Raw genomic sequence first — 22,922 nt, forward strand, 5'->3', positions numbered from 1 at the left:
ATTTTAAAATTTTAAGTTAACTCCCATTACAAATGATCTCAAAGTTGGATAAGCATCGAGCTCTACTCCCTGAGTTCCGTAAGGATTTCCATCGCCGTTTAATTCTGGAGAGAACCCTGAGAATTTCTGTGTAATAAATGGGTTAATAGCATTTACATAAATTCTGCAAGAACTAATAAAATTAGTATTTTGCAATGGCAATTTGTATCCTAATGTAATATTGTTGATTCTAAAGAAATCACCAGATTCTAAGTAATAAGTAGAAGCAACTGGTACCTGGTTAAATGGAGCTGGATTTGAAGCTGTCAAATTATTAGGTGTCCAAAAATCTGTTGCAAGTGAGTTTTCGATATTCTCTCCAGCAAAACGTTGTGCTTTTTTACCATTGTATACTTTTGCACCATTTGTTCCGTAACCATCTACAGAAAAATCAAAGTTTTTGTAATTAAATCCTAGAGAAACTCCATAATTAGATTTTGGCATGCTTGATCCTACATATTTTTTATCTGTAGTTGCACTTAATGCATCCTGAGTTACTTTATCGCCTGCAGCATTGTAATACAACATTTTTCCGTTTGCAGCATCAAAACCTGCATACTCGTAGATATAAAAACTACCTAATGGCTGACCAACAGTAGTATTATCTAACAATTTAGTATCTTGTCCATTCCCTAAACCTCCTCCGATAAGTGGAGATAGAATAACATTTTTTAAACCAGTAAGTTCATTTTGATTGTTCGAAAAATTCCCACCAATGAAATAGCTAAAATTCTCGCCAATTTTATCATCCCAACGTAAAGAAATTTCATAACCTTTGTTCGAAACTTCCCCTACGTGAGCCGGAGAGAAATTTGTAATTCCAGATGTAGCATATGGTTTTGTATTTAAAATTATGTTGTTTGTATTTCTGTCATATACATCAACAGTTCCTTTTAATTTACTTTCTAAAAGTTCAAAATCTAAACCAATAGAAGTTTCTTCCGTAACTTCCCATGATAAACTCGGATCAATTTGAGAGTTAATAGTAGTTCCTTCATTTAATATAGAACCTCCCAGGTAAGCATTTTGACCAGATGTATAACTTGCTCTGTTTAATGGCACATTTTGATTTCCTAATTTACCCCAGCCTCCTCTTAATTTTAATAAACTAATAGTTTTTGAATCTGCCAGGAAAGCTTCTTTAGAAAGAATCCATCCTAAACCAAAAGCAGGAAATGTACCCCAACGATAATCTTTTCCAAAATTTGAAGATCCGTCACGTCTTACCGTTCCGGTAACCAAATATTTATCCATCAATTTGTATTGGAAACGCCCTAAATACGAAGCCAATTTTACTTCATTAAAAACTTCATCTTTGTAGCTCGTTACATTTGCAGCATATTCTACATCTTTCAAGGACCAATAATTGGAATCTGAATTTACATTTTTCCTTTTAATAGTAAGTTTTTCTCTAGCGCCTTTAACACTAGTTTCAATACCTGCTACAACTTCAATATCGTGAATTTCATTAAATACTTTATTATATGTTAAGTAGTTAGCTAAATTCCAATTATAATATTCTTCTCTGCCCTTAGTCAATAAATTGATATTAGCATTTGGGAATTCTTTTTCGTAGTCACTTGCTACCTTATTAGGATTTGCAGCAAGCCAAACATTTTTAGTGTCTTCGAAATTATATTGTTTCCAAGTATAATATTCTCCATTAAATTGAGAGGTAAATTTTAATGATTTTAAAATTTCATAATCCAATTTTAAACCTCCCTGTAATGTTATACTTTTTTGTTGTTCATCAAAAAAGTCAAGTTGTGCAACCGGATTACCAACGTTGTTAAATGCTGATCCTGTTTCGCTTGCAAAACCATCTGCTCCAACTCTAGGTACTCCATATTTTCCGTCAGGAAAAAAAACGGGAACTATCGGTGATTGTTTATAAGCATTTGTAAAAGCCCCTAATGGTTTAGGAGTAGATTTTGTTGAAGTAAAACTGAAGTTTTGATTTAAAGTCAGTTTTTTAGAAATTTTATATTCATTATTATTTCTAAAAGTGGTACGTCCATAAGATAGTCCGTTTAGAATAGCTTTCTCTTCATAGTTTCCTAAGCTGAAAAAATATTTAACATTTTCAGAACCGCCTGAAACAGAAACGTTATTTTGTGTATAAGTTCCGCTCCTTGTAATTTCATCAAACCAATCTGTATTTACAGGCTGATCTTGTGAGAATGTCGTATTTTGCAAGGCAGCATTTGTATAATAAGAATACTTATTACTACCTGCCATTTTAACTTTTTTAAGTGGCTCTCTAACACCGGCAAAGCTTTCTACTTCCACAGAAACTTTATTATCACCCTTACCTTTTTTAGTAGTAATAATAATTACCCCGTTTGCAGCTCTGGTACCATAAATTGCTAGTGCCGAAGCATCCTTTAAGATATCATAAGAAGTAATATCGTTTGTATTAATATTATTGATATTCTCCGTTTGCATTCCGTCTACTACATATAAAGGTGTTCTTCCACCTAATGCAGTTCCCAAACCTCTAATAACAACAGAAGGTGTACTTCCTGGTAAATCTGACGAAATCACTTGTACCCCAGCCGCTTTACCTTGTATGGCTTGAGAGGCATTCAATACTTTGGTTTTAGTAATTTCCTCAGCTTTTATAGAACTAATTGCCGTAGTATTATCTACTTTTTTTCTTGTTCCATAACCAATAACAACAACTTCTTTCAAAGCTGTATCTCCCGACTCTTTTAAAGAAATTGTCATGGGAGCTGAAGTTGCCGGTACAGAAACAGCATCAAAACCCAACATTGAGATTTTCAAAATCTCACCTTCTTTGGCATTAATTGTAAAATTCCCGTCGAAATCAGCATCTGCAGAAGTTCTTGAATTGGGTGCACTAATAACTGCTCCCGGAATTCCCATTCCACTACTATCTACTACTTTTCCTTTGATTGCCTGCCCAGACATATATGCCGGAAGCAATAAGAGCGCTAAAAAGCTAAAAATAAAATTTTTCATACAGTTCGTAATCGTTTAAGTTAGTAGAGCCAAATTAAACAATTACATCGTTGTAGTACATCAAATACTACTACTACATAGCTACATCATTATGTTAAAAAATGAATGTAGACTAATGAAAATCAACATCATAAATGTTAATATAATTTCATTAACATAACGTTATGATGTAGTAATGATGTATTGGAATTATATAAAAAATAGTATTTAAAAATATAAAAAACGCAAAAATTAAATGCAAATCTTACACACTTAATAAAAATTTTGATAGGTTTTCTTCTTGCGAGAGATTTAATTTCTTTCTTAAGCGATATCTATGCAGTTCTACGCCTCTAAATGATATATTCATCATAGGGGCAATTTCTTTTGAAGAAAGGTTCATTTTCAGATAAACACAGAGTTTTATATCTTTTGGAGTAAGGTTGGGATATTTCTTTGAGAGGCTTATAATAAATTCATTATGAATCTGATTTAAATTGGTTTCAAAAATCTCCCATTCGTGTTTATTAACTTCATTAATCTTAATAGCCTTTTTGATTTCGCTTTTAAGTTTGTTAAAGTCTTTTTCTGAATCCAGAATATTTTGAATATTTTCAATCATTTCACTTTGTTTGGCAATTGACAATGATTTTCCCGCCACTTCAGATGATTTCGTTTGTAATTCAAGTTCCAAAATATGCTTCTGATATTCCTGCATATTCAATTCATTTTCTGCTTTTAATTCCATTTCAAGAATCTCTCTCTGATGTTTTAATTCTTCTGCCTGCAATCTTAATTTTTGCATATAGCGAAGTTTATTCCATTTATAATAGAGAAACAACACTGCTCCTATTATTAATAAGTATAACAAAATCATCCAAAATGAAAAATACCAAGGTTTTGCAACACTAAATTCAAAACTTGCAACATTATCATAGTTTGCGCCATCATGTTTAAAAACATTTACGGAATGGTTTCCACTGCTTAAATTATTTAAAACAATCAATCCGTTTGCAACTGAAATAAATTCCTTTCCATTATCAAGTTTATAAAACAAATTAGGTTTGCTGGCTCCGTAAATTCCAGAGATGACATTTATTTGTAATTCAGTATTATATTTAATTTTAGAATCATTTGGTACTAAATTTTCATCATTAAAAGATTCAATCTTAACAGCTGAATTTTGCTTATTCTCATATTTCAATTGTAAGGATATAAAACCATCATCAAGATTTAGCAAATAGTGATTAGCATGCTTAAAAATTCTTAAATTATCATTGATTAATTTTCCTTTATAATATTTTGCCTGAATAATATTCCACAAAAATTTATTTCCGGTAGCTTTAATATGATATAAGATTCCATCCTGAAGTACCATAAAGTGATCTTCATCTATGCTTATAACATCAGAAACTTTTTTAAAGTTCTGATTAAATAATTCACTTTCTTCTAGTTTGTTGGTTATTGAATTATAAGTATACCATGAATTATTGATCAAGAACAGAATTTCATTTCTAAACTCAAATATCTTAACCCCAAAATCATTTTTAATCTTGCTTTGTTGCGTAATATTTTCAACTTTTTTCGTTTTAAAATTATCATCATACAAAACTCTATACAAACCCCGATAATTATCTGCCGCCCAAATTTCATTCTTTTTATTCTGAGCTACATATTTTATAGGTTTAGAAAGATCCTTAATTACTTTCTTTTGATTTAAATCTGAAAGATTGTCATAAACAACAACGCCACTATATGTCGACTGAAAATAGTTATTATTGATACTGCTTTTAGATAAATTCCAGCCACCACTAATATTATTTATTTTAGACAAGGAACCAGCTTCATATGAAAATGTGCCATCGTTATGACCAATAATATATTTATTGTTAATTTCTGTAATATTCCAAGCCTGCCCTTGAGTATTGGGCATCATTTTGAATTTACCCGAATCAAACTCAAATACACCATGATTTGTTGCTATTAAATAACCTTTATTTGTTGTAGCAACTGAATAAACAGAACCTAAAATACCCGAATTATCATAGAAGATTGAAATAGGAGAATTGATTTCAACATGAGCAATTCCGTTATCTAAACCAAGCCATAAATCGTTTTCTTTATCAAAACCAATACTCAAAATCGAGTTATTCATTAAGACATTTTTTCTGTCAATGTTTTTATAGGTATCAGATTTAAAATCATAAATAAAAACGCCTCTGTTTCCAGTACCTACAATAAGTTTATTGTTTTTAGTGAACTTACCTACATTAATTGTAGAACTTTTTAAAATTTCATTTAAAGGATTATTCCAGGGCTTTAAACTTTCTTTTTCTACTGTGAAAATTCCTTTTTTCTGCGTAAAAATATAAGTCTTGTTTTGGTATTTTTCGATCGCATGAACGACACAATTTTTAAGCACATTCCATCCTTTTGGATTTGCAATTCTTGATCCGTTCATTTTAAAAGTGCCCTTCGCTACAGAAGCCACATAAAGGTTTTGATCGACAACAAAACAATAAGATATTAGAAATGGAAATTTTATTTTTTGAATATGTTTTCCATTATAAATAAAAACATCATTGAAGGACTGAAAATATAGAGAACCATTGAATCTGAAAATTTTCCAGATTTCCTCATTATCTTTTTCATCAAACAAGCGTAGATTTTTAGTGATCGAAACATAATGCATCTTGCCTTCTTTTCTGTACCAGTAACCAAATTCTTTATAAGAACCGGAGTAAATCTTATCCCCTACGATTAAAATGGAACGAATAATAGTTTTATTAGGCAGGGTATATTTTTCCCATTTTACGCCATCGTATCGCAATAAATAATGATTGTTGGCAAAATACATCGCATTATCTTTTCCCTGAACAACATTCCAAATTTGATTGTCGCCCTGATAATTTGATTTATTATAATTTTCAACGAAAGGAAGTAATTCTTGTGCGTGAATTTGAGAAGCGATGAAAAAGAAGAAAAGTGATTTTAGAAGTATCGATTTCAAAATATTCAGTTTTATAGTCAAAGATACTGACAAATATTTAATAAGTAAAAAAAGCTCCTAAATTGAGGAGCTTGCTAGTTATACTTTCAGACTTAACGCAAAGTTTATATCTTTTTCTACTGAAAAACCAATCGTGTTTTAAAATCAGTATTTTCTTTTTCTAATTTGAACAGAAAGCCTGAGTTTGCAGCTTGTTCAACATAAAATTCGTCACCTTCAATTATTTTATTCCAATATTCTTTCTTAAATGATTTCTCACCAATTCTCCATTCATCAAAAGTTATTATATGTGATTCACTATTATTTTCATTATCATAAAAATATTCTTTCTTCTTTACTTTTACTAAACCTACATATTTTTTTCTTTCATTTAAATCATTGTCATAATTAGTATCTCTTAGAGTTCCTAATAAAAGAAATGCATTAATTACAATTACTACTATTTTAAAATAGTAAAAAAATGAATTCGAAGTATCAAAACCGACACTCACATAAACTATTAAAAGAAGCAAAAGAGAAAAAATGATATCCCTGTTCTAAGTTTTGAATTACTCTTTTTTTTACCTTTTAAAGATTCAATATCCGTTTTTGTAAGCGAAACTTTTGTTACTGGCATCTATAGTTTATTATTTTTAGAATTAATTAGATCATAAAAATTTAATTCTGAAGCAAATGATAAACCTGATTTGCAATTTCATATTCTTCATCTGTTGGTACTACCAAAACTTTAGCTTTTGATCCTATTTTATTGATTTCTCTAATAGCTTTAGAACGGATTTGATTTTTTTCTTCATCTAATTCGATTCCGAAATAATCCATATCAGTACAAACTAATTTACGCATATACGAAGAGTTTTCACCAATTCCAGCCGTAAAAACAATGGCATCTAAACCATTTAATGCTGCAGCATATGCACCAATAAACTTTTTAATACGATATGCATTCATTAGCAAAGCCAACTGACATTCTTTATTTCCTTTTTCAGCTTCTGCTTCAATATCACGCAAATCACTATAACCAGTTAGTCCAAGCATACCGCTTTGTTTCAGTAAAACTGCATTTACTTCATCAGCCGTATAACCAAGATTTTTAATCATATAAAAAACAATCGACTGATCAATATCCCCGGATCGTGTTCCCATAATCAATCCGTTTGATGGAGAAAAACCCATTGTGGTGTCAATACATTTTCCATTTTTAACAGCGGCCATACTACAGCCATTTCCTAAATGAATGGTAATGATTCTAGAATTGTTCTCTAAAAACTCGATTGCTTTTTCAGAAACATATTTGTGACTTGTTCCATGAAAACCATAAACACGAACTTTATTTTCTGTCAAAAGATAATTTGGAATTGCATATTTATAAGCCACTTCTGGCATTGTTTGATGAAAGGCAGTATCAAAAACAGCTACTTGCTCGGCTGAACTAAAGATTTCTTCAGCAACATTAATTCCTTCTAAATTGGCGGGATTATGCAATGGAGCCAGTTCAAAAAGTTGTTTGATTTTGGCTTTTACTTTTTCATCAATTTTCACAGTATCGCTAAAGTCACTACCTCCATGCACAACACGATGACCAACCGCTACAATTTCAGAAGTTGACTTAATAACTCCTTTTTCAACATCCAAAAGCATATTTGCAACTTTTTGCAAACCCACTTTATGATTGGAAATTGGTGATGTTTCTTCTATCGAATCAGATGCTGTTTTAAAGGTAATATTTGAAGTTTCTAAACCAATTCTATCAATCATACCGGAACAAATTACTTCATTCGTTGGCATTACCATTAACTGATATTTTATTGATGAACTACCTGAGTTTATTATTAGTATTTTCATTTTTGAATATTTTGCCACAAAGGCGCTAAGTCACTAAGTTTATTTATTGTTGCGACGAAACCCCAAAGTTTTAATTTTTAATTTCTAATTTTTAATTGATTAAAGTCCCTGTGCCTGAATCGCTGTAATCACTACCGTATTAATAATATCATCTACGGTACAACCACGGCTTAAATCGTTTACGGGCTTGTTTAAGCCTTGTAACATTGGTCCGATAGCCAATGCTCCAGTTTCACGTTGAACAGCTTTATACGTATTATTTCCTGTATTTAAATCCGGAAAAATAAGTACACTTGCCTGTCCTGCCACTTCAGAGTCCGGCATTTTGCTTTTTCCTACGGCGCGGTCTACAGCAGCATCATATTGAATTGGACCTTCAATTTTTAAATCAGGACGTTTTTGCTTTACTATTTCTGTTGCAGTTCTCACCTTTTCTACTTCATCTCCTTTTCCCGAAGTACCAGAAGAATAGGAAAGCATAGCGATTTTAGGTTCAATTCCGAAAGCAGAACTTGAATCTGCTGATGAAATCGCTATTTCTGCCAATTGCTCTGCAGTTGGATTTGGATTAATGGCGCAATCTCCAAAAACCGAAACCCTGTCTTCCAAACACATAAAAAATACTGAAGAAACTACAGATGAATTTGGTTTAGTTTTGATGAATTGCAATGCCGGCAAAATCGTATGTTGAGTTGTATGTGCTGCTCCTGAAACCATTCCATCAGCGTGTCCTTTATACACCATCATTGTTCCAAAATACGAGACATCTTCCATTAAATCCCTTGCCATTGTTATGCTTACATTTTTGGCTTTTCGAAGCTCATAATAGGTATTGGCATAATCTTCATAAAACTCAGATTCAATTGGATTGATGATTTTTATTTTTGAAAAATCAAAGGTTATTCCGAGTTCGGTAACTTTACTTTCTATTTGTTTTTTATCGCCAATCATCGAAATGTCAACAACATCCATAGTCAGCAATCTTGAAGCTGCAATAATAATTCGTTCATCTGTTCCTTCAGGTAAAACGATATGTTTACGGTGTTGTTTGGCTCTTTTTACCATGTTATACTGAAACATTTTTGGCGTCATTCCTTCCGCTTCAAAAGTGATCAATCTTTCGGATAGTGCTTCAATTTCTACGTATTTTTCAAATGTATTTATTGATGTCTCTATTTTATGTGTGTTATTCGCGTAAATTTTTGATTTAATAGAGCCGATTTTATTGGTCACATTATAGGTTCCTCCGTCAACTGCTATAATCGGAACAATAGAAGATAGTCCCTCAATAAGCTTTAAAATACTTTGTTCCGGAATAATATTTCCCGTCAGGATAATTCCGGAAATTGTTGGATAATTAGCAGATTCATTAGCTTGTAGAGCACCCAGAATAATGTCTGAACGATCTCCCGGAGTGATTACCAAAGCGTTATCATGAAGGTGAACTAAATAATTGTGCAGCTGCATCGCACCGACACTAAAATGCCCAATTTCGTTGTTAAGGTAGTTTTCTCCAAACATTACTTTGGCGTCAAGTTCATTTACAATTTCCTGCATTGTTGGATTATTCAGACTGGAAATTAACGGAATCGTATTTATCAAAACATTGGCAGGCAAACTTTTCTGTAACCCTTTTGTTACCAATTCGATATTTTCAGGCTGAACTTTATTCGCAAAAACAGACAAAACCTCAACTTCTTTTACTTTGAAAGAATCATAAACGAGATATAAACTATCAACTAATTCATCTAAAGTTTTACCAACACCGGAACCAATAATTATAGTTGGGATTCCGAGGTTTTTTGCAATTAAAACATTTGTATCTAATTCTATGGAAGTTCCTTCGCCGGTAAAGCTTGTACCTTCAACTAAAACAAAATCAAAACGTTCTTCAAGCTTTTTATATTTTTCGATAATTAAATCTAAAACCTCGCCTATTTTACCCTTATTTTTTTTCTTGATTAATTTGCTTTTGGTAATGGCGTAAGCATCTTCAAACTTTATATCAAGATTAAAATGTGAAAGCACAGTTTCAATATGATTGTCTAATTCTCCATCAACAAAATCTTCTACAATAGGTCTAAAATAACCCACTTTAGCTGTTTTACCAATCAAAATGCTCATCAAGCCGAGTGTAACGATCGATTTTCCGCTATTCTGATCACTTGTCGCTATATATATTGCTTTACTCATAATTTATTATTTTGAAACTAATGTGTAATCGTAATTTTTAATCAGGAAAGCATTAAAACCAACGCCTTTTTTTGAAATAAATAATCAGGGCTATTACCAATAAAAACATACCTCCCATGACCATAAAATAGCCGTTTCTTTCCTGAAGCTCTGGCATATATTCGAAATTCATTCCATATACTCCCACAATAAAAGTGAGCGGAATAAAAATGGCCGAAATGATCGTAAGTGTTTTCATTATTTCATTCATCTTCCTGCTTTGTTCCGAAAAATAAAAGTTTGAAGCACTTTCTAATGAACTCATATCCGAATCAATTTGCTCCAAAAGCTCTAAACTTTTTTGATGCAGTCTGATGAAAAAATTAAAAGTTTCTTTTTGAATCAAACTATTTGTATCATCATCCTTAATTGTTTTCAGATAATACAATGAATCGCGAAGTGGTATAATAGACCGTTTTAAAAAATTAAAATTATCACGATGATTTTCGATCTTTTCCAAAATAACCGGATCGGCTCCTTTTTTAGTTAAATCAATCAGTTCCTCAATATTCTCTTCTTCATCTTCAATTGTAATGTAAAAATTTTCCATTACCGCATCCAATAATAAATAGAGCAAATAGTCCACTTTTTTAGTTCTTACAATTCCAGCGTGCATGCGCAGACGCTCGCGTATATGAGTAAAAAAATCACTTCTTTTCTCCTGAAATGAAATCAGAATTCCGTCTTTTAAAATGAAGCTCAACTGCTCTACTTTAAGGCCATCAGAATACTCAGAAGGCAAAAGCGATTTTATGTTAAAAAATAAAACATCCTGCTGTTCTTCTAATTTGGTTCTTTTGGTAGTGTTTAAAATATCGGCCAATAAAAAATCATCCAGCTTAAAATGTGTCCCAATTGTCTTAATTAAGTCGAGATTATTTAAGCCGTGTATATTCAGCCAATTATTTTTAGTGTAATTAATACAGGTATTTAAGGCAAAAACAGTAAATTTTTCATATTCAATAACGTCAGCATCGTCATATACAAAAAGTTGCATTTCTGATTCATGATCTTTATGAATCCCAGTATACTCTAAACTAGTATGTTGCAGTTTACGTCCTTTTTTGTATTTTATCTTTCTCATTCAAAATGATTTATATAGTAATATTACAAAAAAGATTTTGAACGGGAAATGACAAATGTCATTTTAACGGGAAGATATTAAGCAACGAAAAAAATAGTTTAAGCATTTTATTTCTGATACTTAAATTGAATAATTTTAAAGCTTTGAATTTAATCCATAAAAAAACCGAACTATTTCTAGTCCGGTTTCCTATTTATATGTGCTACAAAGTTTTATTCAGACAATACAGTATAAGATAAATTTGTGAAAACTCCATTTTTTACTTCAAAAACTTTAGGGGTTATGATTTTAGTTTGAAGAGCATCGTCTTTTTCCGCCTTAAAGCTAAAAGTTCCAGACACTGTTTTTTTCTTCGGGTCCATTGCTGTAATAGTCATTTTTCCAACTACTGGTATATGCTCCGTATAAGTATTTCCATCTATTAAATAAGCATTTACAAATAAGGCATCGTTAGGAATCCATTCATTTCCCTCAGTGTCTTCTACATCTTCATAAAAATTATATTCTTTTAACGGCATTGCATCATTAGTTGTAAACTCACTTTCACAAGCCAGCATAAGCATTTGTGAGCCATCCTGAATATTTATATCAAATCTTTGTCCACTTCCTGCAATTTTAATTAAGGTAACACTATTAATTTTAGTTGGCTTCCATTCTGCTCCGTTTACAGTAGCTGAAACTGAGCTATTATCGTCGTTTTCATCACTACTGCAGCTTGTAAACAAAATAGATAATAACAATAATCCTCCAAGAATTTTTTTCATAGTTTTTAGGTTAAGTTTTGGTTTATTTTTTTTCAAATTAAATACTAAAACTTGTAAAAAAAGTACGGGAAACCTCATTCTTAAAAAATAATTCTGACTACCATTTTTATAAAAACCTACATAATTATTTTGCATAAAAAAACCGAGTCATTTCTGACCCGGTTTTTGATTTATTATATGTAGAGACGCGATTAATCGCGTCCCTACGAAATAATTATTTTACTTCTTCTAAAATACAAGTTACTTTAAATCAGTTGATTAAAAAATAAATGGTACAAATAAGGCACAAAAAAATCTAATTTATTTCTATCTATTCAAAAGATATAATTCACTAAAAATCAGCACATAAAATTCTATTTGAATTCCACTTGTTCAACAAACTTATTAATCAGAAATTTAATTTGATCATCTTTAAAACTGCTCAAATTTTAATGACAGATTCGTGGCACATTTGGAATGGAATGGATACCTTTATTGCCACAAAAAACTAAGGCGGTTTTACAGCTATTTGACTAGTCGAAGTTGTGGCAGAATCGTGGCACAAACTATTTTGTAAAAATTAAATATCTTGCCAATCAAGTACTGACAGGTTTAGGTTCGAATGTGCAACTGATCAATAATTACAAACTCTCGATAAACAAAAAACCTCAAAAACAAATGATTTTGAGGTTTCTAAACTATTTATTGTAGGCAAAAGACAGTTTGAACCATAGTTAAAACAAGTCTACGAGTAAGTTAAGAGTGAATCCAGAAACCAAAATTTTTTTGAACTTGAAAAAAAATGTAAAGAATCAGAACTTAGATTTTAAATTTGAAAAATGTATCTCCTCATCTTCATCAAGGAGAGCCTATAATTTAAATCGCATATAATAAATTATTTATTCAATCATTTTTCTAAACAACATTTTCATTGATTCTGGATCTATTGTATTCATGTCTACCAACTTTAATGATTTTACCATTTTACTTGTCGTTGTTTTATATTTTTGAAAATGAGGTGTTTTTAAATGCGATTGATAAGCATTGTTATCATTATAGATCTCTAATATTCTTACTTGAGTTGAATCATTTTTTTGATACATGGGAAATATTGCCAGTACACCAGATTCTAATTTTACTGAAGCCGAAGACTCCTCTTTTAAAATGGCTTTATATTCGGATAAATATTCAGGGTAAATTTCAATTTCTGAAAGACGAACCATCATATCTTTTTTTTGAGCTGACATATTGCTGAAAGTTAAAAACATTGTTGCAAATATTAAATACAAGAATAAACTATTTGGAAAACTGCTCTGAAGATTATTGATTAACTTTTTCATTTATAATGATTTTAATATTACACTAAGAATTCTTTAAGGTGGATAGGATAATTTTCTAAATCTTTACTAATATCCCCGTCCTTATATATATCGTAGCAGTTATAATCTGGAATTATATCTACACCGCAAAAACGGTAATTACTCGTAATTGGTATAAAGAAGTCTGCTGTACTTCTTCCTTGAAACAAAACTTGTTTTGGGTCATCAAAACTTGCTTTAGGTGCATTCCAAGTGGCAGAAACCATAAATTTTTTACCTTGCAAATATCCTCCAGTTCCATATTGTCGGGATGGATCTTCTTTTGTTCTTCCATCATTTTCAAGAAATTTTTTACTAATTCCTGCACTGCTGAATACATCATCAACATATTTTTTGTAAATCCAGGGTGCCCCAAACCAATTGATGGGTGTTTGCAAAATAATAATATCTGCCTGCAAATGTTTTTCCACTTCTTGCTCAGTATCGTAACCATCTTCTACTTTTGTTTCCAAAATTCCGAAATTATTTGCTTCGAAGAATTCTTTCGCTTTCTGATAAAATGACGCATTTAATATTCCTTCACTAAAATTCGGGTAAGTTAAATGCGCATTAATGAGTAGTACTTTTTTTGGGTTTTCCATCTAAATTCTATTTTAATCTTTTGTTGTCCAAATTTTATAAGCCAAATACTGTTTTCAAATGGGCTGGGTAATTTTCTAAATCTCCAACAATATCTCCGTCTTTAAAAATATCAAAACAGTTGTAATCTGCTACTACATCTACACCACAGAAACGATAATTGCTTGTAATTTGAATTAAAACATCGGCCGTACTTCTACCTTGAAACAAAACCTGATTCACATCATCAAAACTTGCTTTAGGCGCATTCCATGTTGCAGAAACCATGAACTTCTTGCCTTGTAAGTGTCCGCCAGTTCCGTATTGACGAGTTGGATCTTCTCTTGTTCGCCCGTCATCGCTAAGAAATTTTTTGCTCATTAATCCGCTATTGAAAACTTCATCCGCATATTTTTTATAGATCCAAGGCGCTCCAAACCAATTGATGGGCGTTTGTAAAATGATAATATCTGCTTCCAGATGTTTTTCAACTTCCTCGTTTGCATCATAACCATCTTCTACTTTTGTTTCTAAAATTTCAAAATTGTTAACTTCGAAGAATTCTTTAGCCTTTTGGTGGAATGAATCATTCAGTTTGCCTTCGCTCCAGTTAGGATACGTTAAATGTGTATTGATTAATAGAACTTTTTTTGTCGTACTCATTTTAATTTTATTTAAATATTTTGATTGATTAATAGTTTAAAGGCCAAATACTTTTTTCAAATATTTGGGATAATTTTCCAAATCTTCTTTGATATGCTTGTTATGAAAAACATCGTAGCAATAATGTCCCGGAAGTACCTTATATCCAACAAATGCATAATTTGCACCTATATTAGACAAAGCATCATCGGCGCTTTTGCCTTTCCAAAGCGGTTGTTTTGGATTGTTGAAACTTTCTTCAGGAGCATTCCAGGTAGCAGAAAGCAAAAACTTTTTACCCTGCATTTTTCCTCCGGTTCCGTATTCTTTAGTGGGGTCTGTTTCTGAGCGGCCGTCGCCAGAGAGAAATTTTTTACTAAACATCGCATTTGTAAAAACCTCATCCACATACTTTTTGTATATCCAAGGCGTATTTTCCCAATTCACGGGTGTTTGCAATACGATAATGTCGGCTTGCATATGTTTTTCCACTTCTTCTTCCACGTTATAACCAGCCTCAATTTTCGTTTCTAAAACTTTAAAATTTTGTGACAGGAAAAATTCTTTGGCTTTATCATAAAAAGCCTTGTTAAGTTTACCTTCTGATAATCCCAGATAAGTTAAATGTGCATTAATCAGTAAAACAGTCTTCTGCTTATCTGCTGATTTTGTTTGTGCATTAATTTTAGTTCCGAATGTTAATACTGTTATCAGCATTGCAAAAAATATTCTTGTTTTCATTCTATTGTTATTTAAAATTACATCTAATTTCCTGATCTACTTTTAAGCGCTACACTATTTAAAATGCGTATCAAACCACTCTAACATTACTCTTGGATTTTGCCCAAAATAATTATATCCCTGAAAACGCTGGTCTGTTCCTTCAATCCAAAAGAGCTTTTTATCTTTTGCAGAAATGTTATTGTAGATTTCTTCCACATAGTGAAAAGGCATTAAAAAATCTGCTTTCACCTGAGCCACAAGTGTAGGTATATGATCAGCCTGAGAATTTTCTACTGGTCTGAAATCATCCAATACGTAACCGGTTTTTCTTTGCAGGGCCGCATCGAACAATTCATAACCGTTAGGTATTTTTGCATTATCCATCGCCGTCTTTACAAAGGCACGCGGAGGCGAAGGCTGCAATGCAATCATTGAAGTAATGTTTTTAAATTCTTCTGGATATTTTTCCATAGCAACAAATGTAGAATTGGCACCCAGACAACGGCTGTACAATGCTATTTTCATATCTTTTGTGTCTGGTCTGGATCTGGCATAACGCAATGAACCAATTACGTCACGATATTCCACAATTCCATGTCCTACAATGCCGCCGTTACCAGCACCACTACGTCCGTGATTGCGCATATCATAAGCAATTATATTGTAACCTGCATCGTGCAAAATTTTGTATTCTGGTAAAAAATTGACTTCAAAACCTCCAAAATTTTTCCAGGGTTCCAAATGTCCGGGATAACCATAACGGTTTGCAGGCATTGGATGATTACAAATGATTAGCTTATTTGAATTCTTCGCAGGAATAAACCAGCCTTCTAATGTTACGCCATCTATTGCAGGAAAAAATATATCTTCATAAATCATCCCATATTCGTTTGGTGTGCGCAAAATTGGTGTGCGGGTAGAGTGTGCCATTAGCTCAGCAATTCCGTTGATAAATTCATCATTTTTTGCTTCTTCTGTATTCTTTATCTCTTTTTGTAAACTATGTTCTGTCTTATTTTGTGCCATTGCAGGAACAGCAGTAAGAGCAAAAAATGCAACGATAGATGCCTTAATAATTCTATACATATTTATATTAAATTGATGATTAATTTGATACTGCAAAATTAGACCTCAGTGCTGAAACGGATGGAGACACATTACCACTATAAAAGAAACATTTTACCGTTATCCTTTTTATTGATTAACTAATAATTCTCTAAATTTACTATGTCTTACAAACTCTCAGTCTATTCCCGAAGGCGAAGTATTTGCATTAATTTTGAAGCATCTTATTGTATTGTAAACGGTATTCTTTCGGAGTCAATCCTGCTTGTTTTTTAAAAAATTTTGAGAAGTAATTTGGATACTCAAATCCCAGAGTATAAGCAATCTCGGTGGTATTAAGATCGTTTCTGTTTTCAAGCATTTCTTTTGCTTTTGCAATTACAAACTCGTGAATGTTTTCTATGGCTGTTTTCTTGGTGATTTGTTTTATAATATCACCCAAGTAATTTGGAGTTAATCCCATCTTATCGCCAAAATACTGAACTGCAGGAATCTGATTGACCGGATGATTGTAATACCCCATCAGCAGTTGCTGAAATTCTGATATGATTGGACTGTATTGTTTAATATTTGTAGAAAACTGTCTTTTGTAAAATGATTCTACCAAAGAAACCATTACGTGAACATAAGAAATCAGTACGGTGAAATTGTCTTTTTTCTGTTCATAATATTTCAACATCAAACTAAAAATCATTCTTATTTCCTTTTCTTCATCCTCAATTAATAATAATGGTTCGTGAAGTCCGTAATTGTAATAGTTCTTAAAAAGAAAACGGTTTTCTTCGATCATTTTTTTAGAAAACTGTAAATAAATCCCATTAAAATTAGGCTCCATATCCCATCCACCTCCGATTTCCGGGCTGTTAAAGAAAGCGGCATTAATAGGCTTAGTGTTTTGTGGATCATAGCCGGGAACAGATTTATCAATGAAATTACTCTTGATCGAAATTCGATAAAAATCAATCGCCACAGGTTCTGATTTCAGGCGTATTGCCGGAACATCATAATATCCTATATCAATATTATTATCCAATGGTTTTGGTAAACCAATGTATTCGTTAAACGATTCTATGTCTTTGAATAATTTCATTGAAAAAATTAGATATTATTTATCAATTGCCAATGAAGAAGATAATTCTCGGTAGGCATCGGCTTGGTCTTGTAATTCTTGGATTTTTCTTTCTGTTTCTGCAATCGCATCTGCGCCAGCAAACCAACGTTTTGGAGGTGTTGCCTCGCTTGCTACTGTAAGTAAACCCGCTGCTAATTTTGCAGGATCTCCACCCTGAGTTCCACTCATTGCTTGCCAACCCGGACGAAGCATTGCAATACGTTCTGCATAATCTTCAATATGCAATTCATTCCAAATGGTTGAAGATGGTTCTAATAAATTGGTTCTGAAAAATCCCGGATTTACGATAGTAGTATTGATCCCAAATTGTGAAACTTCCAACTGTAGCGATTCCATCCAGCCTTCTAATGCAAATTTAGATCCTGCATAAGCCGTACAAAGCTCATAACCCACTAATCCCGCTGTTGATGAAACGGTAATAATGTGTCCTGATTTATTGCTTCTCATAATTGGCAGAACGGCTCTTGTCACATTCATAGGTCCAAATACATTAACAGCAAATTGACGCTCCATCTGAGCCTGGCTTAATTCTTCAAAATAGCCTGCATAAAAGCTGCCTGCGTTGTTAACTAACACATCTACAGTTCCAAATTTTTCTATGGCGGCATCTAAGGCTGTATTTATTTCTTCAGCATTAGTAACATCCATTTGTACCACCAATAAGTTATCGGTAGACTCTCCAAGTGCCTTTACTACCTTGTCTGCATTTCTACCAGTGGCGATTACTTTGTTGCCTGCAGCAAGTGCTGCTTTAGTAATTTCCAATCCTATTCCACTGCTTGCCCCGGTTATTAACCAAACTTTATTATTTGTCATTTTTTAATGTTTTAATGTTATAATTACAACACAAAGGTATAGAGAGGCAATAATTTTGATGGAAACGGATTACTAGTAAAAAAGAAACATTTTACTGGTACAAAAAAACGCTCCCGGAAAGAGAGCGTTTTTGTAACATAATTTAATCTTTAGTTATACCAAATGAATTACGGTATTATTGGCAAAAAGTCATTTGCATTTCATTCATTCTTCCTCCATATACTTTTAATTTAGCAAACTCGGTTTCCAATTCCTGAAATTCCGCAGCAGATAACTGAACATCATAAGCACCTAAATTTTCTTTAAGATGAGGAATATTTCTAGTTCCGGTAATAGAAACGATGAAAGGTTTTTTCGCCAAAAGCCAGGCAAGTGCAATCTGAGAAGCTGTTGCATTTTTGTTGGATGCAAATCGGTTGAGAAGATTCACAATTGGCATATTGGCTGCCAAACCTTCAGGAGTGAAGCGGTCAAATGCAGAACGTAAATCTAATTTACTATCAAAAGGAGTCTGTGCATTAAGTTTTCCCGTCAGATACCCCATTCCAAGTGGTCCCCACGGCACAAAACCAATTCCTAATTCTTCACATAAATCTAAAACGCCATTTTTCTCCACGCTTCGTTCCATAAATGAATATTCTGTCTGGATAGCTGAAACAGGTTGTACAGAATGTGCTTTACGAATGGTTGCAGTATTTGCTTCCGACAAACCGAAATGCAATACTTTACCTGCTGCAATCAAGTCTTTTACCGCACCTGCAACATCTTCAATTGGTACATTAGGGTCAACACGGTGTTGATATAAAAGGTCGATTCTATCTGTTTTGAGTCTGGTTAATGATTCTTCAACCACTTTCTTAATATGTTCGGGTCTGCTGTTTAATGTGATATTTGGAGCACCAATTTCAAAACCAAATTTAGTAGCAATAGATATTTTATCTCTAAATGGAGCCAATGCTTCTCCTACTAATTTCTCGTTTGTATAAGGTCCGTAAACTTCAGCAGTATCAAAAAATGTAACGCCGCTTTCATACGCTTTGCGAATGGTTTTAATACCCTCTTCAATTTTTGCCGGCGCACCATAATTGGCACTTATACTCATACAGCCTGCTCCCAATGCAGAAACTTTTAACTTTCCAAGATTTCTTGTAGTCATTTTATTTTCTCTATCCTTGTTTTGTTCACTAATTTCAATATTGCCGGATGAAGCAGTGATCAAACTTGGTGTAAGCATTAAGCCTGCTCCGGCAATTGCTGTTTGCTGAAAGAATTTTCGTCTCGAATTTTCGTCCTTGTTACTGGTATTATCGTGTTTCATTTTAAGATGTTTTAAAATTGCTTAGCAAATTTACCATTGTAAAAAACAATCGACAGAAACAGATTACCTATAAAAAAGATACAAATTACTGAAAATGAAAAAACACCTATTGGGGAGGTGTTTTGATTTTATTTAATTTCTGCCGATGGCTTGCAATCGGAATTCTCTTGGTGTGAGATTGACCTGCTTTTTGAAGAATTTTGAAAAATAATTGGGATATTCAAAACCTAATTCGTAAGCAACTTCAGCCGTATTTAATTTTTGATTTTGAACCAATAATTCTTTTGCTCTTTTAATAATAAAATCGTGGATATTCTCCAAAGCCGATTTTTGAGTAAAGTGCTTCATGATATCGCCCAAGTAATTCGCCGTCAATCCCAATTGATCTGCAAAATACTGGACATTTGGAAGTTGCTTTACTGGCTGATTATAATAGTCGATTAGACTTTGCTGAAAATCTGTGACAACACGATTGTACTGTTTGGGATCAGTAGAAAACTGCCTTTTATAAAAAGCTTCTACCAAAGATACAAGCACATTCACATAAGAAAGTAAAACTCCAAAATGTTTTATCTCACTTTCATAATATTTAATCATTAATTTAAAAACTGCAGACACTTCTTCGACCTCATCATCGGTTAAATATAAAGCTTCGTGCTGTCCGTAATCTAAGTAAGTTTTGAATAAAAACCTGTTTTCTTCGATGATCTTTTTTGATAGTTGAAGATACATCCCAGTATAAGTAGGTTCGGCATCCCAACCTGGTTCGATAATTAAATCTCGTGTATTAAAAAATACCGCAGAAACAGGCGCAACATCCGGAGTAGATTTTCTTTTATATTTTATTTTGATAGAAATTCTGTAAAAATCAACAAGAACAGGCTGAGAACTTAAAATTATTTTTGGAGGATCATAATAACCTACGTCAATATCATTATCTAAAGGCATTTCCATACCCATAAACTGATTATATGATTTAAAATCCGTAAATGTTTTCATATATGTAAAATTGAAATTTTAGACAAAAAGTAATTGAAAATCTTAAAATAAAAACATTTTTATTCTAAGTTCTAAATTTTAAAGGAATAGTATTAGAATTCAAATTTATGATTTTTAAAACTTATTATTTATGTATAGATATAACTTTTAGTAATTAAAAATGATGTAATCAACTGAAAGTATGCAAAGCTACCGAAACTCTCATCCCAAAAGAAACCTACTTTTGACTACAACGTTACGACTTTTGACTACATTCAATTTCTGATTGCTGCTGACCTTTGCAGTATTAATTAACATTAAATTATCAAAAAAATGAATTTAAAAGATAGCACGATCCTCATTACAGGAGGAACAAGCGGAATTGGTTTAGAGTTTGTAAAACAACTGACTGAACTAGGAGCAAATATTATTGTTACAGGACGAAAGCTTGGCGCATTGAACGAAACAAAAAAGGCGTTTCCAAACGTACACACTTTTCAAAGTGATGTGAGCAATCCGAAAGACATTGAAATGTTATTCAAAGAGGTGATACAAAAGTTTCCAGACTTGAATATCATCATCAACAATGCAGGATTAATGCGACTGATTGATTTGCAGGACACTTCTTTGGATTTAGAAAATATCAACCATGAAATTGCCACCAATCTTTCTGGGACTATTCAAATGGTGCATCAATTTTTACCACATTTGACAAGTAAAAAATCGGCTGCCATTGTAAATGTTTCATCTGGTATTGCATTTATGTGTTACTCTGCTGCACCAATTTACAGTGCTACAAAAGCTGGCGTTAGAGCCTATACACAAGCATTGCGTTTGCAATTAGAAAATACTAATATAAAGGTGTTTGAAATGATACCCCCCGGAGTGAAAACCAATTTGCAAAATGAATGGGTAAAAAAACCCAATGAAAAAAGGATGATGACTGCCGACAAAATGGTAAAAGTTGCCATTGATGGGATTTTGAAAGACAAGAAAGAACTTAAACCATTCTTAATTCGAGTGATAAAAACCGTAAGCAGGCTAATGCCCAATATATTACTTAATTTTGCACATAGAGGGTTTAAAGAAATACAAGAACTAAAAACTATCAAATAAAAATGAAAATAGTAAGTATCCTTTTATTAATAGCATCTGCATTTTTAAGCATCAAACATGGTTGGGATGCTTTTCAACCAGCCAATGCAGAACAGGCAAAAATAATGGCAAATTTAGGCATCTCCAACACCGTAATGCCTTACTTTGGTGCATTGTCTATCATTATTGGTTTAATATTGTTTTTTCCACAAACATTTTTTTTAGGCAATGTGCTTAATGCAGTTATGATTGTTTTGATAATGGCATTATCTTTAAGAGCCGGCGATTATAAAATGGCATTAATGGAAATCCCATTTTTAACTTTGCCGTTGATTTTGATATGGTTGAAGTATCCATTTAAATTTTAAAAATATAAATTTGTACAATGGCAAACTCAGTACCATATAGAATAAAATCCATAACAGATGCACATCGACTGGCAGGGCTTGAAAAACCAAATCATCCACTTATCAGTATCGTGGATGTTTCCCAAATCAAAAATCGGCCCGAAGTAAATGCGGTAATTTTTGACTTTTATGTTGTTTCTCTCAAAAAAGGTTGCAATAATTTACTGTACGGACAACAAAAATACGATTTTGATGAGGGTTCAATGGCATTTATGTCGCCTGGGCAAATTTTGTGTAGCGAAGAAGATGAATTGCCACCAAATTTGCAAGGTTGGATGATGTTTGTACACCCCGATTTTTTGTGGAATACATCTTTGGCTAAAAAAATTAAACAATACGATTATTTTGATTATTCAGCTAATGAAGCCTTGTTTGTTTCTGACAAAGAAGAAACAATGATGAACGCCATTATTGAAAATATCCGACAAGAATATAATGCCAATATTGATAAATTCAGTCAAGATGTAATTATTGCACAACTCGAACTGATGTTTACCTATGCACAACGTTTTTACGAACGCCAATTTATCACCCGAAAAATTACCAGCCACAAACTTTTAGAACGATTGGAAGATATATTGAAAGATTATTTCAATAACGAAGACTTACTTTCAAAAGGCTTACCAACAGTTCATAATGTAGCAGATAATCTGAATATTTCGAGCAAATATCTAGGCACTTTATTAAAACAATTAACGGGTCAAACTACACAACAACACATACACGAAAAATTAATTGATAAAGCAAAAGAAAAACTTTCGACTACCGAATTATCAGTAAGTGAAATTGCTTACGAATTAGGTTTTGAACATTCGCAAAGTTTCAGCAAATTATTCAAGACCAAAACTAAACAAAGTCCGTTAGAATTTAGAGCAGGTTTTAACTAACCAATAAAATG

19 protein-coding genes are annotated in these 22,922 nt (G+C 32.4%); 3 read left to right on the forward strand and 16 right to left on the reverse strand.

Going from position 1 to position 22,922, the window contains the following annotated elements:
* Positions 1-3: 3 nt before the first annotated feature.
* From IHE43_RS17310 to IHE43_RS17385, 16 genes are all read right to left on the reverse strand, one after another.
* Positions 4-3,021, reverse strand: a complete 3,018-nt coding sequence (locus IHE43_RS17310; RefSeq protein ID WP_192185065.1) for a SusC/RagA family TonB-linked outer membrane protein — start codon at positions 3,019-3,021, stop codon at positions 4-6.
* Between the two features lie 244 nt (positions 3,022-3,265).
* Positions 3,266-6,010, reverse strand: a complete 2,745-nt coding sequence (locus IHE43_RS17315) for a histidine kinase (protein ID WP_192185066.1) — start codon at positions 6,008-6,010, stop codon at positions 3,266-3,268.
* 116 nt (positions 6,011-6,126) lie between these two features.
* The gene (locus IHE43_RS17320; RefSeq protein WP_192185067.1) at positions 6,127-6,522 is read right to left on the reverse strand and encodes a hypothetical protein; all 396 of its coding nucleotides are present in this window, start codon (positions 6,520-6,522) and stop codon (positions 6,127-6,129) included.
* 145 nt (positions 6,523-6,667) lie between these two features.
* Positions 6,668-7,852 (reverse strand): acetate/propionate family kinase, encoded by a 1,185-nt coding sequence (locus IHE43_RS17325; RefSeq protein WP_192185068.1) that lies wholly within the window; start codon positions 7,850-7,852, stop codon positions 6,668-6,670.
* Between the two features lie 99 nt (positions 7,853-7,951).
* Positions 7,952-10,045, reverse strand: a complete 2,094-nt coding sequence (gene pta / locus IHE43_RS17330) for a phosphate acetyltransferase (RefSeq protein ID WP_192185069.1) — start codon at positions 10,043-10,045, stop codon at positions 7,952-7,954.
* Between the two features lie 52 nt (positions 10,046-10,097).
* Positions 10,098-11,168 carry a magnesium/cobalt transporter CorA gene (gene corA / locus IHE43_RS17335; protein WP_192185070.1) on the reverse strand — a complete coding sequence of 357 codons (1,071 nt, stop codon included), beginning with the start codon at positions 11,166-11,168 and terminating at the stop codon, positions 10,098-10,100.
* A 212-nt stretch (positions 11,169-11,380) separates the two neighbouring features.
* Positions 11,381-11,932, reverse strand: a complete 552-nt coding sequence (locus IHE43_RS17340; protein ID WP_192185071.1) for a DUF6252 family protein — start codon at positions 11,930-11,932, stop codon at positions 11,381-11,383.
* 878 nt (positions 11,933-12,810) lie between these two features.
* Entirely contained in the window at positions 12,811-13,251 is a 441-nt protein-coding gene (locus IHE43_RS17345) for a putative quinol monooxygenase (protein WP_225585180.1), read from the reverse strand.
* A gap of 17 nt (positions 13,252-13,268) precedes the next feature.
* Positions 13,269-13,871, reverse strand: a complete 603-nt coding sequence (locus tag IHE43_RS17350) for an NAD(P)H-dependent oxidoreductase (RefSeq protein ID WP_192185072.1) — start codon at positions 13,869-13,871, stop codon at positions 13,269-13,271.
* Between the two features lie 34 nt (positions 13,872-13,905).
* The gene (locus IHE43_RS17355; protein WP_192185073.1) at positions 13,906-14,511 is read right to left on the reverse strand and encodes an NAD(P)H-dependent oxidoreductase; all 606 of its coding nucleotides are present in this window, start codon (positions 14,509-14,511) and stop codon (positions 13,906-13,908) included.
* A gap of 36 nt (positions 14,512-14,547) precedes the next feature.
* Positions 14,548-15,231, reverse strand: a complete 684-nt coding sequence (locus IHE43_RS17360; protein WP_192185074.1) for an NAD(P)H-dependent oxidoreductase — start codon at positions 15,229-15,231, stop codon at positions 14,548-14,550.
* A 54-nt stretch (positions 15,232-15,285) separates the two neighbouring features.
* Positions 15,286-16,299, reverse strand: a complete 1,014-nt coding sequence (locus IHE43_RS17365) for a S9 family peptidase (protein ID WP_225585181.1) — start codon at positions 16,297-16,299, stop codon at positions 15,286-15,288.
* A 187-nt stretch (positions 16,300-16,486) separates the two neighbouring features.
* Positions 16,487-17,368, reverse strand: a complete 882-nt coding sequence (locus tag IHE43_RS17370) for an AraC family transcriptional regulator (RefSeq protein ID WP_192185075.1) — start codon at positions 17,366-17,368, stop codon at positions 16,487-16,489.
* Positions 17,369-17,383: 15 nt separating this feature from the next.
* A complete protein-coding gene (locus IHE43_RS17375) occupies positions 17,384-18,226 on the reverse strand; it encodes an SDR family NAD(P)-dependent oxidoreductase (RefSeq protein WP_192185076.1) in 843 nt (280 codons plus the stop codon).
* 175 nt (positions 18,227-18,401) lie between these two features.
* Complete coding sequence (locus IHE43_RS17380) at positions 18,402-19,544, reverse strand: aldo/keto reductase (protein ID WP_192185077.1); 1,143 nt, start codon at positions 19,542-19,544, stop codon at positions 18,402-18,404.
* A 132-nt stretch (positions 19,545-19,676) separates the two neighbouring features.
* Positions 19,677-20,543, reverse strand: a complete 867-nt coding sequence (locus tag IHE43_RS17385) for an AraC family transcriptional regulator (RefSeq protein WP_192185078.1) — start codon at positions 20,541-20,543, stop codon at positions 19,677-19,679.
* Between the two features lie 312 nt (positions 20,544-20,855).
* Here IHE43_RS17385 and IHE43_RS17390 point away from each other — a divergent pair, with 312 nt between their 5' ends.
* Genes IHE43_RS17390 through IHE43_RS17400 form a run of 3 tightly spaced genes read left to right on the forward strand, consistent with a single transcriptional unit; the run spans position 20,856 to position 22,911 of the window.
* A complete protein-coding gene (locus IHE43_RS17390) occupies positions 20,856-21,638 on the forward strand; it encodes an SDR family oxidoreductase (RefSeq protein ID WP_192185079.1) in 783 nt (260 codons plus the stop codon).
* A gap of 2 nt (positions 21,639-21,640) precedes the next feature.
* Positions 21,641-21,985, forward strand: a complete 345-nt coding sequence (locus tag IHE43_RS17395; RefSeq protein WP_192185080.1) for a hypothetical protein — start codon at positions 21,641-21,643, stop codon at positions 21,983-21,985.
* 17 nt (positions 21,986-22,002) lie between these two features.
* Complete coding sequence (locus IHE43_RS17400; protein WP_192185081.1) at positions 22,003-22,911, forward strand: AraC family transcriptional regulator; 909 nt, start codon at positions 22,003-22,005, stop codon at positions 22,909-22,911.
* Positions 22,912-22,922 lie beyond the last annotated feature (11 nt).

Origin of the sequence: Flavobacterium sp. MDT1-60 (genome assembly GCF_014844035.1) — a bacterium.
Lineage (GTDB): Bacteria > Bacteroidota > Bacteroidia > Flavobacteriales > Flavobacteriaceae > Flavobacterium.